The 14,167-nt window shown below is 48.0% G+C and carries 16 protein-coding genes; 10 read left to right on the forward strand and 6 right to left on the reverse strand.

From position 1 onward, the window contains the following. Positions 1–372 precede the first annotated feature (372 nt). The 4 genes from rpoH (at position 373) to B0181_RS01280 (ending at position 2,889) form a co-directional block, all read left to right on the forward strand. Positions 373–1,227, forward strand: a complete 855-nt coding sequence (gene rpoH / locus B0181_RS01265; RefSeq protein WP_207384361.1) for an RNA polymerase sigma factor RpoH — start codon at positions 373–375, stop codon at positions 1,225–1,227. A gap of 69 nt (positions 1,228–1,296) precedes the next feature. Then, positions 1,297–1,713 carry a DUF423 domain-containing protein gene (locus B0181_RS01270; protein WP_078275687.1) on the forward strand — a complete coding sequence of 139 codons (417 nt, stop codon included), beginning with the start codon at positions 1,297–1,299 and terminating at the stop codon, positions 1,711–1,713. Positions 1,714–1,771: 58 nt separating this feature from the next. Further along, positions 1,772–1,972 carry a sulfur carrier protein ThiS gene (thiS, locus tag B0181_RS01275; protein WP_078275688.1) on the forward strand — a complete coding sequence of 67 codons (201 nt, stop codon included), beginning with the start codon at positions 1,772–1,774 and terminating at the stop codon, positions 1,970–1,972. Positions 1,973–2,013: 41 nt separating this feature from the next. Beyond that, positions 2,014–2,889, forward strand: a complete 876-nt coding sequence (locus tag B0181_RS01280) for an MBL fold metallo-hydrolase (RefSeq protein WP_078275689.1) — start codon at positions 2,014–2,016, stop codon at positions 2,887–2,889. Positions 2,890–3,130: 241 nt separating this feature from the next. On the opposite strand, the gene hpf is transcribed toward B0181_RS01280, so the two are convergent. Next, on the reverse strand, positions 3,131–3,487 hold the full coding sequence (gene hpf / locus B0181_RS01285) for a ribosome hibernation-promoting factor, HPF/YfiA family (protein WP_078275690.1): 357 nt from the start codon (positions 3,485–3,487) through the stop codon (positions 3,131–3,133). A 294-nt stretch (positions 3,488–3,781) separates the two neighbouring features. Between hpf and B0181_RS01290 the strand changes: the two genes are divergently transcribed. Further along, positions 3,782–4,633, forward strand: coding sequence for a carbon-nitrogen hydrolase family protein (locus B0181_RS01290; protein ID WP_078275691.1), 852 nt, complete (start codon positions 3,782–3,784; stop codon positions 4,631–4,633). A gap of 299 nt (positions 4,634–4,932) precedes the next feature. On the opposite strand, the gene B0181_RS01295 is transcribed toward B0181_RS01290, so the two are convergent. Together B0181_RS01295 and ccmA are read right to left on the reverse strand one after the other, a co-directional pair. Beyond that, a complete protein-coding gene (locus B0181_RS01295) occupies positions 4,933–5,607 on the reverse strand; it encodes a heme exporter protein CcmB (protein ID WP_078275692.1) in 675 nt (224 codons plus the stop codon). Then, positions 5,604–6,332: a heme ABC exporter ATP-binding protein CcmA gene (gene ccmA / locus B0181_RS01300; protein WP_242620132.1), complete on the reverse strand. Its 729-nt coding sequence runs from the start codon at positions 6,330–6,332 to the stop codon at positions 5,604–5,606. The genes B0181_RS01295 and ccmA overlap by 4 nt, the downstream gene beginning before the upstream one ends. A gap of 89 nt (positions 6,333–6,421) precedes the next feature. Here ccmA and B0181_RS01305 point away from each other — a divergent pair, with 89 nt between their 5' ends. The 4 genes from B0181_RS01305 to B0181_RS01320 all read left to right on the forward strand — a co-directional run bounded on the left by B0181_RS01305 (position 6,422) and on the right by B0181_RS01320 (position 8,944). After that, on the forward strand, positions 6,422–7,156 hold the full coding sequence (locus B0181_RS01305; RefSeq protein ID WP_078275693.1) for a hypothetical protein: 735 nt from the start codon (positions 6,422–6,424) through the stop codon (positions 7,154–7,156). A 142-nt stretch (positions 7,157–7,298) separates the two neighbouring features. Continuing rightward, positions 7,299–8,201 (forward strand): histone deacetylase family protein, encoded by a 903-nt coding sequence (locus B0181_RS01310; RefSeq protein ID WP_078275694.1) that lies wholly within the window; start codon positions 7,299–7,301, stop codon positions 8,199–8,201. A gap of 84 nt (positions 8,202–8,285) precedes the next feature. Beyond that, positions 8,286–8,555, forward strand: coding sequence for a hypothetical protein (locus B0181_RS01315; RefSeq protein WP_078275695.1), 270 nt, complete (start codon positions 8,286–8,288; stop codon positions 8,553–8,555). A 2-nt stretch (positions 8,556–8,557) separates the two neighbouring features. After that, entirely contained in the window at positions 8,558–8,944 is a 387-nt protein-coding gene (locus B0181_RS01320; protein WP_078275696.1) for a type II toxin-antitoxin system VapC family toxin, read from the forward strand. A gap of 88 nt (positions 8,945–9,032) precedes the next feature. Here the strand turns inward: B0181_RS01320 and bioB are convergent, their stop codons facing one another. From bioB to serB, 3 genes are all read right to left on the reverse strand, one after another. Continuing rightward, on the reverse strand, positions 9,033–10,094 hold the full coding sequence (bioB, locus tag B0181_RS01325; protein WP_078275697.1) for a biotin synthase BioB: 1,062 nt from the start codon (positions 10,092–10,094) through the stop codon (positions 9,033–9,035). A gap of 179 nt (positions 10,095–10,273) precedes the next feature. Beyond that, the gene (locus tag B0181_RS01330; protein ID WP_078275698.1) at positions 10,274–10,774 is read right to left on the reverse strand and encodes a hypothetical protein; all 501 of its coding nucleotides are present in this window, start codon (positions 10,772–10,774) and stop codon (positions 10,274–10,276) included. A gap of 294 nt (positions 10,775–11,068) precedes the next feature. Next, positions 11,069–12,169, reverse strand: a complete 1,101-nt coding sequence (gene serB, locus B0181_RS01340; protein ID WP_115338224.1) for a phosphoserine phosphatase SerB — start codon at positions 12,167–12,169, stop codon at positions 11,069–11,071. Between the two features lie 614 nt (positions 12,170–12,783). On the opposite strand from serB, the gene B0181_RS01345 reads away from it, so the two are divergent. Continuing rightward, positions 12,784–14,079 carry a hypothetical protein gene (locus B0181_RS01345; protein ID WP_133141490.1) on the forward strand — a complete coding sequence of 432 codons (1,296 nt, stop codon included), beginning with the start codon at positions 12,784–12,786 and terminating at the stop codon, positions 14,077–14,079. The last annotated feature ends 88 nt before the right edge of the window (positions 14,080–14,167 follow it).

Raw genomic sequence — 14,167 nt, forward strand, 5'->3', positions numbered from 1 at the left:
CAAAACCTAAGCGTATAACACACAACAATGAGCAAAAGACCTTCCAAAAATCACCCAAACCGCTACGACAGCGACGATTATGACGGCTATCAAAACGACTTTGATGGCGGTTTTGCTGATGAGCTTGATGAGTTTGCTCATGAATTTGACGATGAATTTGCCCAATACGCAGACGTAGACGAACTGGACGGCTTTCATGAAGTGGACGATCAAGAAGCCCTAGATGACGAGTTTGCTGACGAATACGCAGACGATTTTGAAGAATTTGACACAAACGAGCGCAAATCGGACACACCTGCACGCACGCCTGCCATCATTGACGGCAGCACAGGCAAGCATTATGACGTGGCGACCAAAGATTTGGTGCCTGCCATGCCAACCAACCTTGCCGCACCGGGGGTGAACTTAGGCGCGTACATCAACACCGTTCACCAAATCCCAATTCTCACCCCAGAAGAAGAAAAAACCCTTGCCGAGCGTTATTATCACGATGGCGACGTGGAAGCCGCGCGCCTTTTGGTGATGAGCCATTTGCGCTTTGTGATTCACATCGCACGCAGCTATTCTGGTTATGGACTCTCCCAAGCTGACCTAATCCAAGAAGGCAATCTTGGCTTGATGAAAGCCGTCAAACGCTTTGACCCCACCAAAGGCGTGCGTTTGGTGTCCTTTGCCGTGCATTGGATTAAGGCGGAAATTCACGAATTCGTGATTAAAAACTGGCGCATTGTGAAAGTCGCCACCACCAAGGCGCACCGCAAGCTGTTTTTTAACTTGCGCAGCCTAAAAAAATCCAGCAATCAGCTCACCTTAGAAGAAGCCGAATCCATCGCCAAAGACCTAAACGTTACCGTCAAGCAAGTGCTGGAAATGGAAGCACGCTTGACCAGCTATGATGCGTCTTTTGAAATGCAAGACTCGGACGAAGACGAAGGCCGCTACGCACCGCAGCTGTTTTTAGAAGACGCCATTGACCCTGCCGATGTGGTGGAAGAAGCCGACTGGGAAGAAAACACCACCAGCGCACTTAAAGAAGCGATGAGTGAGCTGGACGAACGCTCGCGCGACATCATCACGCAGCGCTGGCTTGCCGACCAAAAATCCACGCTGCATGATTTGGCAGCGGTGTACAACATCTCAGCTGAGCGTGTGCGCCAGATTGAAAAAAACGCCATGGATAAAATCAAAGAAGCCATGACGATTGACAGCATGATTTTAAATAATTAAATCAGCTTAGCAAAATCATTACAACTCACTGATTTTTCATGCGTTTTTAATAAAATTTCAAAAATACTTATGAATCAGCAAACCATCAGCACGCCAAACCCAAACCCAGCCAGCACGCCTGACACTCTTTGGCTAAAAATTGCCGCCATCAATCTTGCAGCGGCGGTGGCGCTCGGTGCTTTTGGGGCGCACGGACTAAAATCTTTCGCCAGCGAATATGCGCTTGGCATTTGGCAAACTGCCACGTTGTATTTATTTGTACACGCCTTGGGCTTACTTGCGCTTGGCGTGGCTTGTGTGCTTGGCAGACTGCGCATCACTTTGACGGCTTGTCTTTTACAGCTTGGCGTGCTGATTTTTAGCGGCTCGCTATACGCCCTTGCGCTGGGCGCACCCAAATTTTTAGGCGCAATCACGCCCATTGGCGGCATGACGATGATTGTCGGCTGGCTGACGCTGTGCTTTGTGCGTGTGCGCCAAGCCTAAACCGACCGTGTTATTATTTTAAACTGCTTAGCAAATAAAACCAATCGCCAAACCAACCATGAAAACCATCACCATCAACGGACAACTCAAGCAAACCCGCGAAATCAACGTACTTGCCCTACTTGAAAGTTTATCACTCACCCAAGGGCGTTTTGCGGTGGAAATTGATGGCGCACTTGCGCCAAAAAGCAAACTTGCCGATACCACCATCACAGACGGCATGAAAATTGAAGTGGTGCAAGCAGTCGGTGGCGGCTAATCAAACCGCCTGTCTTCAAACCCACAACCAAGCCAGCCATCATGCAAGTTCATTCATTTTTAGACCCTGCCAGCGAGACCTTCAGCCACATTTTGGTGGACACTCGCCACAAAAAATGCGCCATCATTGATCCTGTGCTGGATTTTGATGTGGCAAGCGCACGCACCAGCACCGCCCAAGCCGACAAACTCATCGCTTTTGTAGAAGAGCACGGACTGAGCGTTACGCATTTGATAGAAACGCACGCCCATGCCGACCACCTATCCGCCGCTGTGTACTTACAAGAAAAACTGGGCGGACAGACCGTCATCGGCACTGCCATTCGCCAAGTGCAAAAAACTTTCGGTGAAATTTACCACTTGGGTGCAGAATTTCGCACGGACGCCAGCCAGTTTGACCTACTCACCGAAGATGGCACGCAGTTTTTTGTTGGCGACATTCAGCTCACCGCCATCAGCGTGGCAGGACACACGCCTGCAGACATGGCTTATGTGGCAAGCATAGACACCCAAAGCCCGATTATTTTTGTGGGTGATACCTTATTTGCGCCAGACGTGGGAACGGCTCGCTGTGATTTTCCCAATGGCAGTGCGCACGATTTGTACGATGCCATCGGCAAACTTTTGCAATACCCAGACGACACACGGCTGTATCTGTGCCACGACTACCCGCCAGCCGCATCGCAGCGCAGCCACCAAGCCTATACCACCGTTGGTGAGACGCGCCGCCATAATATCCACGTCAAAGACGGCATCAGTAAAGACGAATTCATCGCCATGCGCACCACGCGCGACCAAAGCCTACCCATGCCACGCCTGATGCTGCCTGCTGTGCAAGTGAACATCAACGCAGGACAGTTGCCTGCCGCCCAAGATAATGGCGTGCGCTATCTAAAACTGCCGCTGAATGTTTTTTGATTTGGGCTAGGTTTGGAAGTTAGGTTTGAAAACTAAGATGTAAAATTTAGGATTGGCTTGAAAACCAAATAAAATGGCGTTGCCACCCAAACCAGCCATTTTCACACCCAATAAAAAACAACCGCCAAACTACTGACAGTTGTTTTTGTTCGTATCAAATTAAGATTTACAGTGATTTTTTAGCTTTTAGCAACTTTTTTAATTACACTTGACGCAGCTTCAAATAACTATCAAACCGCCATCAAGCCATGACCAGCCCAGCAAAATCATCATAACGCCCACGGTTTTTCACCCCTTGGCGCTCTAGGCGTGTCTTGTGTTTGCGCACTTGGCGTGTCAGCATATCCGCCATCTCGCCAATCGCTGGATACAGCTCATCAGCACTCGCCTTGACAAACATTTCTTGCCCAGACACACGCAAAATCGCTTCGGCTTGATAAGAGTTTTTACCGTCCATCTGCGTGCCGTCTTTGGATAAAATCACATGAATACTTTGGATTTGGTCAAAATGGCGCAAGCATTTGGCAAGTTTCTCATGCACTTCTGCCTTGGTGCGCTCAGTGATGGCAAGATGATGACCGTTGATGAAAATATTCATTGCTTCTCTCCTTGTCTGCAATTTGGCTATACCCATCTTTTTTGATGAGTGCGTTTACTTTGCCATAAAATTTCACCACTGACAAGGCATATAATTGTAACTTTTTGTAAATTTACTCGCTTTTTTAAAAATAACTATTATAATTCAAAAATTTGTTTTTTAGACTGATAAATTCTCGGTAAAATTGACAAAATTTATCAGTGCATCATTTGAGTTTGCCACCCATCTGTGCTAGAGTTGGTGAAAATTCCGCCCATTTTATAAATTTACCATTCATTTTAATCATAAAATCCCATGAGCATTCGTATTGCCAGCATTCAGCTAAACAGCCAAACCGACATTGAGCAAAATCTTACCATCATTGAAAAAGCCATCAATCACGCCGCCAATGAAGGCGCACGCTTGGTCGTCTTGCCAGAAAACGCCTGCTTGATGGGACGTCAAAGCGAGCTTGCTGCACGCTTTGATGAAGTGGCGCAGCGTCTTGGCAAGATGGCAAAATCCGCCAAAGTGCATTTGATGGCAGGTACGCTGCCTTGCCCCACACGCCCTGACGGTACGCCAGTGCCAAATGAGCGCAGCCGCCAGACAAGCCTTGTCTTTGATGACACAGGCGAGCAAATCGCACGCTATGATAAGATTCATCTGTTTCGTGCCACGGTGAATGACAGTACGGGTAATTATGATGAGAGCAAGACTTTTGAAGCAGGCGATACGCTTGTGGTTGCGCCGCTGCACATTGATGGACAAGTGGTGCGCTTAGGCTTGATGATTTGTTTTGATGTGCGATTTGCCACGCTTGCCCAAAGACTGCGACAAATGGGCGCGGACATCATCAGCGTGCCAGCAGCGTTCACGCACCGCACAGGTCAGGCGCACTGGCAAATGCTGCTGCAAGCGCGTGCGCTGGACAGTCAGTGCATGGTGATTGGCAGCACGCAAGGCGGTACGCACCACATTGGCAGCCGCACTCGCCAAACTTGGGGTCATGCGATGATTGTCAATGCCACAGGTGAGATTGTGGCAAGCACTGAGCGTACTGAATGTTCACAAATGGGATTTGAGATGGTGATGGCGGATTTTGATACCAAAGCGCAAAAGCAAATTCGTGAAAATATGCCGATTTTTGAGTGTTTTCGGATTTGACAAAAAGGTTGGATTGGGGTGATTTGTAAGTTGGGTTAAGTGAAACAAAAACCCAACATGGTTTAAAATCCACCCTAAATATTGTCATATTTTCCCGTTCGCCCTGAGCTTGTTAAAAGGTGAGCATGATAGAAATTAAAACCCAAAAAAAACCGCTCATGATTCGACAGGCTTACCACGAACGGTTTTTTGAACAGTGGAGTACTGGGTTGCGCTGTCAATAACCCAACCCACAACCAAAACCCCAAACCTAATCATAAGTTTGAGGCTTGTTATTCATCACTTTAAAAAACATCAAATCACCCAGACCACGACATTTTTAGCACGCTTGCCACCACCCAAGGTGTTACAATCACCGCCAAAATACTTGCCGCACCCAAAAGCGCAAGCGTTGGCAAGCCGTTTAGCCCCGTGGCGTACAAATCCACCGCCCCAGTCGCAAAAATCAGCACAGGCAGCTGCATCGGCAGCGCAATCAGCGGCACAAGCACCGCACCGTTTTTTAAAGTCAGCGTCAGACTGCTGGCAATCGCCGACAGCGCAAGCATCATAGGCGACCCCACCACGATAGACAATGCCAATATCAAGGCTTCGTCCATCGCCATACCAAACAGCGGCACCGCAAGCAAACTTAGCACCGCCACACAGCCAGCACTAAAAAGCCAATGCACAATCAACCGCGCCAGCACCCACACAGGCAAAGGCGCATCAGACACCACAAGCTGCGCCAGCACGCCATTTTCCATCTCGCCACGGAACAAATCATCTACACCAATCACCAGTGCAATCAGTGCCGCAATCCACACCGCAGAACTCGCCAATCGCAAAAGCAGCGCAGGCTCACTGCCCACCGCCAGCGGAAACAGCGTGATAATCAGCAAAAACAGCACCAGCGGAAACAGCCACTGCACCGCGCCTTGGCGTTTGATTTGCCATTCTCGTACCATCATGGTGGTAAAGGCTTTTTTCATCATAGGGCAAACTCCGCCAAATCCAGCGTAGCATTACTGGCATGGGTCGGCTGATGGCTGGTCATCAGCACCGCACCGCCACTGGCAGCAAATTCACGAATGCGTGCTTCTATGCGTGCCACCATCGCCACATCCAGCGCCGTCAAAGGCTCGTCCAGCAGCCAAAACGGTGCGTGCTTTGGTGTCAGCACAAATAATCTTGCCAAGCCCACACGTCTGGTCTGCCCCGCCGACAGCTGCGCACTGGACACATCTTCAAGCCCATCAAGTCCCACTTGCGACAGCGCAAACGCCAGCACATCATCATCGGTATCCACGCCATATAAAGCCAGCAAAAACCGCAAATTTTGCGCCACAGTCAGCTGCGCACTGATGCCCAGCTGGTGCGACACATACACACATTGGCGCACGCCATCTGCATTGGCGTGCCACGTCATCTCGCCAGACAGCACAGGCAAAAGCCCAGCAATCTGCGATAAAAGCGTCGTCTTGCCAAGCCCATTTTCGCCAATCAAATGACACACATCACCTGCGTGCAATGCCAAATTCACGCCTTGGCACAGCACAAAATCGCCACGCTGCACCGCCACATCACGCATGGTGAAAATTGGCGCAGACTTATTGGTGGCTGCGTTTGCTTGATTGGCATTAGCATAAAGAGAGTTGAAATTTAAATCCGAATTTTGCGACATGATAAACAGCCAAACACCCCAAATAAGCACCATCATACCAAAATTTGCAAAAAATTTCCCAAAAATCGCTTAAATTTGCTATGCTAAGCCCCACTAATACAAAAACAAAACAATAAATTGACACCATGAGTTTATTAGACAAATTCAAACGCCTGTTTCAAGCAAGCAGCAAAAGCACACAAAGCAAAAACCCAGCGCACACTCAAAAAAGCAACGCCGCCGATTATGACGAAAACGATGAGCAACTTGACGATGCACTGTGGGATAATTTTCGCAATTTTTTGGACGCACAGCACACCCTAAAAACCACCGACACGCCCCACTTACACCCCATCACCACGCTGATTAGCCTGTGGCTTGATGAGCAGCAATTTAAATACGAACACCGCAAGCCAAATCGTTCGCAAAATCAAGCACTTGCAAGCGTTCATCACCTGATTATGCGCTTTTCGGACGATGCGATTGACTGGACGTGCGTGTTTCGCATCAATGAGTATAACCAGCTGGTTTCGCTGTTTGGCGTGCTGCCTGACACCGTGCCGCAGAGCCATTTTGCGCCCATGCTGGTGCAGATTGCCAAGGCGAATTTAAATATTGGCTTTGGCTCGATTGAGCTTGACCCAAACGATGGCGAAGTGCGCGCTAAATTGAGCTTTGATGCCGAATTTACCACCATCAATGAACGCTCGCTGTTCACTTATTTGCAAGGCTTGGCAGGACTGACCGAGCTTGCGCAAAAGCTGTACGATGACGTGCTTGGCGATGACGACATCAGCAGTGATGTGCGCCAATATTTGCCCGATGAAGTCGATGACGAGCCGTCCAGCGATTATTTTACGCCCACCGAGCGCGCGCAGTGATGAGTTGTTGAGAAGTTATTAAAAAATCGCCAAGAAATTATTATTGATAAAATCAGCGTTTTAAGCTGCAAAACTTATCACAAAATTCACCAAAAATTATCAACCGTCATTTCTAAATCACCGTTCATTTGCCAGCCAAACCATGCTAAAAATTGCCCATTCACCGCTATTTTGCCACCCTGTGCCAGAAAATCACCGTTTTCCAATGGCAAAGTACAATCTGATTCCTGAAAAATTGCTTGCCGAAGGTGTGATTGACACAGAAAATCTGTTTCACCCTGCCAAATTAAGCGAGCAAGAAATCCTAAGCACGCACACTCAAGAATACTGGCTTAAGCTCAAAACCCAGACGCTTAGCCGCACCGAAGCACGCAAAATCGGCTTTGAGATGTCGCAGGCTTTGGTGGAGCGTGAACGCTACATCGCACACGCCACTTATGAATGTGCGCTGTACGCCAAGGCGCATGGCGTAAGTCTTAGCACGTCAGGCGGTACGCACCACGCCTTTGCCGATCATGGCGAAGGGTTTTGTATTTTTAATGACGTGTGCGTGGCGAGCAATTTGATGCTGACACGCAATGAAGCCAGCCGCATTTTAAGCGTGGATTTGGACGTGCATCAAGGCAATGGCAACGCCGCCATCATGGCAAATAACCCAAACGTATTTATCTTTAGTATGCACGGCGCAAAAAATTATCCTTTCATCAAGCCGCCATCAGATTTGGACGTGGAACTTGCCGATGGCACGGACGATGAAGCCTATTTGGCGCAGCTGCACACGCATTTGCCTGCCATCATGGAGCGTTTTCGTCCTGATTTTATGTTTTATCAGGCGGCGGTGGATATTTTGGCAAGCGATGAATTGGGCAAACTTGCCATCAGTCCAGCTGGCGCAAAAGCGCGCGATGAATTTGTGCTAAGCACCGCCAAAGCGCATGGCGTGCCTGTGGCGGTGGTGATGGGCGGCGGCTATTCTCGCAATATTGACAGCGTGGTAGAAGCGCATTGCCAGACTTTTCGTGTGGCGAAGGCGTTGTTTGGGTAGGTATGGCACTGATTTTTTAATTGCCTTAAAAACCCAAAATCGGTAGAATAAAAATACAATACCTTTTAAGGGAGCGCGATACAAGTGACTGCTTTGATTTTACGCCTGCCAGATGACATAGTTGCCAATGCCAAAACATTAGGGGTTTTTGACGAAAAAAACTTACAAACTTTGGCGGAGCAATCTGTATTGAACTTTTTAAAACAAAAAATTTCACAAAATGAGCGTACACCACAGACAAGCACCCAAACCATGCCAACAACTTATCCGCTTGGCATGATGCAAAATCAAATCGTATTGCACGACGATTTTGATGAACCTATTGATGATTTGTTTGAATGCTTGACTGAATAATTATGAAAGTGCTGCTAGATACCCATATTTTGCTTTGGTGGCAAATGAACAGCCCCAAACTTTCCAAAGAGTTGATCAATTTGGTGCAAAATCAAGCCAGCGAAGTTTTTGTCAGTAGAGCTACGCTTTGGGAAATCGCCATCAAAAAATCCCTTGGGAAAATTGATGTCAATCTTGCAGATTTGATTAAATTCACCGAAGATACAGGTTTTGCATGGCTGGACATTGACGAAAAACCCATCATAAATTTGTTAGATTTGCCCGTATTTACAGATCACAAAGACCCATTTGATAGAATTTTAATTTCTCAAAGTCTCACTCACAATCTACTTCTGCTGACCGCCGATCAAAAAATGAAACCCTATCACAGTAACATTCGAGTTTTTTAAACAAATAAACCGCCATTTCATCAACAAAAATGGCGGTTATTTATTTAAAATAAAAGTTTGTCTTGCGCTCAATCATCAAGCCGACAACTTAAGCCGACAGCGGACATCCTTCAGGCAAATCATCGTTTTGCGCTTTGCCAGTCATGGCGTCCACAATGCGCAGTTTTGGCGCAGGTTTTTCCGCCACCAAGCCAAGCTCCGCCATCAGGCGATCGTCATTGGCTTGCGATTGATTGCCCGTGGTCAAAAGTTTATCGCCATAAAAGAAAGAGTTCGCCCCTGCCATAAAAGCAAGCGCCTGCTCGCCATCGCTCAGACTTTCACGCCCTGCCGACAGCCGCACATAGCTGGTTGGGCAGCAAATGCGTGTAACAGCGATGGTGCGTATCCATTCAATCACAGACAGCTTGCCTTCAGCCAAAACCTTATCGCCAAGCGGCGTACCCTTAATCGGCACGAGCAAATTGACAGGAATGGACTGCGGCGGCACAGGCATTTGCGTCAGCTCATACACCCAATCAATGCGATCTTCACGGCTTTCGCCCATGCCCACGATAGAGCCAGAGCAGACGTTAATGCCCGCCTTGCGCACATAATCAAGCGTCTGCAAGCGATCATCGTACGAGCGTGTGGTCGTTACTTGGCTGTAATAATTGCGCGATGTGTCAAGGTTATGATTATAATAATCAAGCCCTGCATCCGCCAAAGCCTGTGCTTGCTCAGGCTTTAGCATTCCCAAAGTCATGCAAGTTTCAAGCCCTAATGCTTTAACTTCGCCAATCAGCTCCACCAAATACGGCATATCTTTTGCCGATGGGTGCTTCCACGCCGCCCCCATACAAAAACGTGATGAACCTGACGCTTTGGCACGTTTGGCAGCTTGGATAACTTTTTGAATTTCAAGGCGTTTTTCGGCGTCTAGCCCCACTTTATCCCGATGATGACCCGACTGCGAGCAGTAGCCACAATCTTCAGGGCAGTTGCCAGTTTTGATGGATAATAGCGTACTGATTTGCACTTCATTGGCATTAAAATGCTGGCGATGAACGCTCTGGGCTTGCATCAGCAAATCCATGAGCGGCAAATCAAACAGCCGTGCGATGTCGTCTTTGCTAAAATGTGCGCTTGACGTGGTGGAAGTGTTAAGCATAAAAATCCCTTATGTATTTGATTGTTCACTGATTTTTATAGATTTTTGGCGGTTTGACGCTTGCCAAATATTTTTAGCAATAGCCACCAAAAACCGCCATGCCATAGCCAATCAGTAAACAAATGTTCCGTTATTCTAATCAATTTTCTTAAAAATAGCAAATGCCGTAAGCTGGCAAATCACTTACCAAGTTTGCGCTTAATCACACCCAAAACCTGCTCAGCATAAGGCTTGGCTTGGGCGATGTATGGCTTGGCTTGATTGATATAGGCTTGATATTCTTCAGGAATTTTGGTGGCGTGCTTAGCAATGCCTGCAAACCACAGCACCAATTTATAATCGCCCGTAACGCTGACTTCGCCTGCTTGAATCGCACTCATCAAGGCCGCCACATCGCCTTTGGTCAAAAGGCGCGCACCTGCCATAGAATCGTTAAAATGCACCGTCAAACCTGCCGATTCAGCCACGCCCAAACCTTGATGAAAACGCCCTTGTTCAAAGCGATAAAAGCGTGCCATGCTTGGGCTGGTGAATTGCAATGTTACGTCTTTATTTTCAATCAAGCCATTAAAAACGTCATTGCTGCGATTTTTGGCAAGCTGCTGCAAGCGAAACCCAAGCGATGCAAGCAAAGCATCAAGCGCATCGGTTTTTACATCAATGATGGGTAAGGTGAACATAATTTTACTCTTTTTAGAATTTGGTATGATATTTGTTGCTATCAATGGGTAAGTTTTGGCGGTTTTGATGAATTCAATTCAAACAAATCAAGCACCGAAAAACACCAAATTTGGCACATTCTGGCTGATTTTGCCAAATCTTTGGCGCATATTGTACCAAATCCGCACAAATTGTGCGAATTACAATTTATGCCCATCAAATCTTGCGCGCCAAAAATCAGCGCAACCAAATTTCGCTGTGGCAAATTCAACCGCAGTAAATTCAGTCTTCATTAAAAACGCTTAAAAACACGCTCAAATCTTATCAAAACGATGACCCAGCGCATACAGCACGCCTTCAAGTCCTGTAACGTTAATCGCTGCGTCCGCCTTGGCTTGTACGATTGGCTTGGCGTGATAAGCAATGCCCACGTCCGCTGCCGCCATCATCGGCAAATCGTTCGCACCATCGCCCACGCACACCACTTGCTCCATACCAATGCCTAATTTATCCGCCACTTTTTTGGCGATTTGCGCTTTTTTGGCACCATCTACGATGTCATCGTCAATCTGCCCTGTCAGCCTGCCATCATCAATCAACAGCGGATTGGCGTGGTATTCGTCCATGCCCAGCGTCTCAGCAACGTACTTGGCAAACGGCACAAAACCGCCCGACACCAAAATCGTATAATAACCCAGCGCTTTAAGCGACTGCATCAGTGCGTGCGCCCCGGGCTGAAAACTGATGTGCTTGGCGATGATTTCGTCCACCACATCCGCACTCACCCCTTCAAGCAGCGCCACACGTCTGGCAAAGCTCGTATTAAAATCAATCTCGCCACGCATGGCTTCTTCGGTGATTTCGCTCACCTTATCTTCAATGCCACAAAACTTGGCAAGCTCTACGATGACTTCTTGCTCAATCAGCGTAGAATCCATGTCAAAGCACGCCAATTTATGCGTGTTCAGCATTTGTGGTAACGACAAAATATGCACATCCGTATCAAATTCACGCAAATGCGCGCTCAGCTGCTCATCAATGATGTGCGCCGCCGCTTCACGCTTGGCGCTAGACATTTCAGTGCGCACTTTTGGCGCAAGCAAATAGCGATGAATGCTCACATCGCTTAGCAAAACCTTAGGCGTGATGTGGTGCGCCGCCGCCTTTGCCGCTTCGTCATCTGCCACAAAAATCAGCTGCCAATTCGCCTGCGCCTGCACCCAATCATTCATCAATGCGTCAATCTTGGCGTGATTGGCTTCAGCCTTACTCACCACCACGATGGCAAAAATCGGCAAAGTCGCCAGCACCTTGGCATCGCTTTCGCCCACGCCATCAGGCAATACGGGCAACGCCTGATGAAACGCTGTGCGCCATGCTTGAGACTGATTTGGCAGTGCATAAATGGTCATGATATTCTCGCTTGTAATTTTAAGTTTGCCTGCCAGTTTACCGACACACGCACATTTTCTCAAGCGTTTTTTGTGGTTTTTGGCAAAACTTTGTGCAAATTTTAGCCACTTTCGCGCTCTGCTATCGCCAATTTATCGTCAAATCACGCCCCATTAACACACCGTTTTACGTCAAGTTTTCTACCTGCGAAATGCAATTTTAAACACAGTTTTCGCATGGTTTTTTATATGGTTTTGCGCACGATTTTATGTGCGATTTTCTATGCAATTTGGCGCATTTTTAGCCATCTTTTGACAAACTTGCATAAATTTACGAAAAATCATCGCAAAATCAAGATTTTCTTACATTTTTCGCTTTAAATTTTCGGTGTTTTGGTGTATTTTATACGGATTTTCTTTTTGTCAAGCAAGACTTGGTTTTTCGGTGGAATTTCAGCGCCAAAATCGGCAATGCCATTTGCAATAAAATCGCAGCAAAACCACCGCTAAGCTAGGGTCAAGATTTGACTTAAAAATAAAAAACCACGAAATTTTTACGACTTTTTTAACCGTTCGGCACTTTGATTTTTCGCAACAAACCAAACAAAATCAAACCGCCACCAACCATCACAACGATCATGACCTATTTAGCGCCACGGCAAGGGCTGTTTGCCGCCATCGTCTTGCTGAGTTTATGCTTGCATACTTTATTTTTCGTGCTGAGTGAAGAGCGAGAAATCGGCAAGCAACACCACGCCGCTGCTGAGCTGTCGGCAAGTCTTTTGGCAGGCGAGCTGACCGTGCCACTGACGGCAAACGACCGCGTGAGCATGAGCGTCATCGCCAAGCGCTATGCGGACGATTCGCAAATCGCCTTCGCTGGCGTGTATGACGCCAAAAATCAGCTGCTGGTGCCTGTGGGCGATGAAAGCGGCTCGGGTATGTCTGCCAAAGAGCCTGTGGTGTCTGGCGAGAAAGTGCTGGGCGGCGTGATGGTAAAAACCAAACCCATCAGCCGCGCGCAAATCATCTCTGACCATTGGGAATTTTTGCTGGCGGTGCTGGGTCTGCACGTTTTGATTTTCTTGGTGTACGGCTATGTGGCACGCCCAAGCAAAGAACTTAAAGAGCAAATCGCCAAAAATGTGCGTGCGCGCCTGCTTGAAAAAGGCTTGCTTAGCCCTGCGGCATTGGCAGCAGACAGCCAAAAATCTTATGCTGATAAATCCCACGCCGAAAAAGCCGACAAAGCGCACGCCAGCAGCGGCACCGATGGCGATGACACTGAGCATTTGGCAAATCCTAACTCAAGCGATGCGCAAAACACAGCCAGCACTGACGAAAATTCTGCGCCAAACGGTACGACTTCTTTTACCATGCAAGTGCTGTTTGACGACCCAAATCGTCTTTTGGCGGCAGTTGGACGTGAAAATAAATTGGCGTATTTTGCGCTGTGCGACCAACTGCTAGAAAAAGCCACGCACGAACTTTTGCAGTTGCCACTATTGGCAGGCGTACACGCCCAAAGCCCCACCACCTTTAATGACGTGGGCGCAAGCGTGGTTTTGTATGGCGAACACCCCGCCAAAGTCGCCACCGCTGCGGTATTTTTATCCAAGCTGACCTTGCTTTTAAATCAAGTGGTGTACGACAAACATCGTGAACTGCGCCGTTTTGCCCTGCAAGTACGCACCACCGCCAGCGACACCACGTCCGCCCAAGCGGTGCGCAGATTGGCGCAAAAACGCCGTGAAGTGCCGCTGATTTTGATGAACGAACACGCCTTGCGTGAAGTGGAAGTGTATGTGGGGCTTGCACGCTTGACCAGCCCAAGCTCGGTAGAAGAGCGTGAAAGCCGCCAGCTGCAATCGGTTACCAAAGCCACCGCTGACCGCTTGCGTTCGGTGCGTGATTCGGTGCTGCTTGCTGATTAAGTTTTGGTTGGCAATTGGCATTGACAAGGTTTTGGTGGTAAGAATTTAGCGATAAATTTCACCAGCCAATCACAAAATACTTGACAAA

Source organism: Moraxella caviae (assembly GCF_002014985.1).
Taxonomy (GTDB): domain Bacteria; phylum Pseudomonadota; class Gammaproteobacteria; order Pseudomonadales; family Moraxellaceae; genus Moraxella; species Moraxella caviae.

What these genes read in the sequence shown, in the direction of transcription:
- rpoH (WP_207384361.1), top strand. Translation starts at nt 373, where the DNA reads ATGCCAACCAACCTTGCCGCACCGGGGGTGAACTTAGGCGCGTACATC.
- B0181_RS01270 (WP_078275687.1), top strand. Translation starts at nt 1,297, where the DNA reads ATGAATCAGCAAACCATCAGCACGCCAAACCCAAACCCAGCCAGCACG.
- thiS (WP_078275688.1), top strand. Translation starts at nt 1,772, where the DNA reads ATGAAAACCATCACCATCAACGGACAACTCAAGCAAACCCGCGAAATC.
- B0181_RS01280 (WP_078275689.1), top strand. Translation starts at nt 2,014, where the DNA reads ATGCAAGTTCATTCATTTTTAGACCCTGCCAGCGAGACCTTCAGCCAC.
- hpf (WP_078275690.1), bottom strand. Translation starts at nt 3,487, where the DNA reads ATGAATATTTTCATCAACGGTCATCATCTTGCCATCACTGAGCGCACC.
- B0181_RS01290 (WP_078275691.1), top strand. Translation starts at nt 3,782, where the DNA reads ATGAGCATTCGTATTGCCAGCATTCAGCTAAACAGCCAAACCGACATT.
- B0181_RS01295 (WP_078275692.1), bottom strand. Translation starts at nt 5,607, where the DNA reads ATGATGAAAAAAGCCTTTACCACCATGATGGTACGAGAATGGCAAATC.
- ccmA (WP_242620132.1), bottom strand. Translation starts at nt 6,332, where the DNA reads ATGATGGTGCTTATTTGGGGTGTTTGGCTGTTTATCATGTCGCAAAAT.
- B0181_RS01305 (WP_078275693.1), top strand. Translation starts at nt 6,422, where the DNA reads ATGAGTTTATTAGACAAATTCAAACGCCTGTTTCAAGCAAGCAGCAAA.
- B0181_RS01310 (WP_078275694.1), top strand. Translation starts at nt 7,299, where the DNA reads ATGCTAAAAATTGCCCATTCACCGCTATTTTGCCACCCTGTGCCAGAA.
- B0181_RS01320 (WP_078275696.1), top strand. Translation starts at nt 8,558, where the DNA reads ATGAAAGTGCTGCTAGATACCCATATTTTGCTTTGGTGGCAAATGAAC.
- bioB (WP_078275697.1), bottom strand. Translation starts at nt 10,094, where the DNA reads ATGCTTAACACTTCCACCACGTCAAGCGCACATTTTAGCAAAGACGAC.
- B0181_RS01330 (WP_078275698.1), bottom strand. Translation starts at nt 10,774, where the DNA reads ATGTTCACCTTACCCATCATTGATGTAAAAACCGATGCGCTTGATGCT.
- B0181_RS01345 (WP_133141490.1), top strand. Translation starts at nt 12,784, where the DNA reads ATGACCTATTTAGCGCCACGGCAAGGGCTGTTTGCCGCCATCGTCTTG.